3 protein-coding genes are annotated in these 1,204 nt (G+C 53.2%); all 3 read right to left on the reverse strand.

The genetic code is table 11. From position 1 onward, the window contains the following. Nucleotides 1-94: 94 nt before the first annotated feature. A complete protein-coding gene (locus tag CVS29_RS18110) occupies nt 95-448 on the reverse strand; it encodes an IS3 family transposase (protein ID WP_245932334.1) in 354 nt (117 codons plus the stop codon). Between the two features lie 52 nt (nt 449-500). Beyond that, nucleotides 501-797: a transposase gene (locus CVS29_RS18115; protein WP_110107988.1), complete on the reverse strand. Its 297-nt coding sequence runs from the start codon at nt 795-797 to the stop codon at nt 501-503. 38 nt (nt 798-835) lie between these two features. Next, the coding region (locus tag CVS29_RS18745) for a helix-turn-helix domain-containing protein (protein ID WP_211315184.1) at nt 836-1,204 on the reverse strand (369 nt) is incomplete at its 5' end.

Raw genomic sequence — 1,204 nt, forward strand, 5'->3', positions numbered from 1 at the left:
TTCTAGACTTCAGTACCGCCCCATCCCAGCACATCAAGGGATAGATCGGCATAATCCAAAGGTCGGCATAGGACATATAATGCCGACATCGGCATTAGATGTCGCCGACTAGGCGGGTGCCTGGGGTTGCAGCGGTGAAGTCTCGGCCGATCAAGTCTTTGAAGACTTTCTCCGGGTCTGAGGGGATGGTGGTGCGTTTGAAAGCCCGCATTCGTCTGGCTGCCCAGCCATTCTCTGCCATGATCGAGGCCACCGTTCCCACGGAGATATCAACACCGGCTGTGTTGAGTTTTGCGTGGACCATGCGGTGACCAAAGATCCCGTCGGAGGATTTAAAGACAGTCTCCACCTGATCGGTCAGCTCCCGGTGGCGAATAATTGTGGGCGTATCTGTTGCTTCTTTCCAGCGATAATACGACGACCGTGGGACGCGTAGTTCTCGGCACATCCAGGCTACTTTTTCTCCAGCGTTCTCCTGCTGCTGAACAAGACGATAGAGGTCATCTACCGTTGTTCTTTGGCGATAGACACGCTGAAACTTTTTTTAAGAATTCATTCTCCCTTTCAAGCTCACGTAGCCGCACTTCCATGGCCTTGTATTTAGCGGTATCCACGGGTAAATCAGGTTTCCGGCCGCCGCCTTCGTGGCCCTCATGGGAGAGCTTGATCCAGCGTTTGAGTGCGGTCAGGGAGATGCCGAGTTCAGCAGCTACAAGAGCTAAAGGGCGGCCAGAGGATTCAGCCAAGGCAACAGCATCAGCTTTGAACTCATCGGAATAGGTTGGTCGAGAAGACATGGGAACAATCCTTTCAGGAACTGATGCTCCTATAGGTGTCAAGCGACTGTTTTCAGTGTTTGCAGCTGCTGATAATCAGTGAGCCACTTTTGGTATTCAAGGGCTCGTTTCTGGTCTTTGGTGATACCTCGTTCGAGTCTGGATAGGCGGTTGAGATCGCAGTCCAGGAACTGCGCCGCGGCAGTGAGAGTGAGCCCAATTCCGAGGCGGAAGGCTCGGAGGTCTTTGCCATGGATGACCGGTTGCGGGTTGGTGAGCAGGTGAAAGACTTCCCTGGCAATGGCACGTTTGAGGCACCGCAAGATTTCCTTCTTCGTCTTACCATCGGCAGTGCGCTTGGCAACGTAGATTTTCGTCACTGGATCGCTGGCCATGCGTACCAAAGCGATTTGATACAAGGCAGAGTT

Origin of the sequence: Arthrobacter psychrochitiniphilus (genome assembly GCF_003185915.1) — a bacterium.
GTDB classification, from domain to species: domain Bacteria; phylum Actinomycetota; class Actinomycetes; order Actinomycetales; family Micrococcaceae; genus Specibacter; species Specibacter psychrochitiniphilus.

What these genes read in the sequence shown, in the direction of transcription:
- CVS29_RS18110 (WP_245932334.1), bottom strand. Translation starts at nt 448, where the DNA reads ATGTGCCGAGAACTACGCGTCCCACGGTCGTCGTATTATCGCTGGAAA.
- CVS29_RS18115 (WP_110107988.1), bottom strand. Translation starts at nt 797, where the DNA reads ATGTCTTCTCGACCAACCTATTCCGATGAGTTCAAAGCTGATGCTGTT.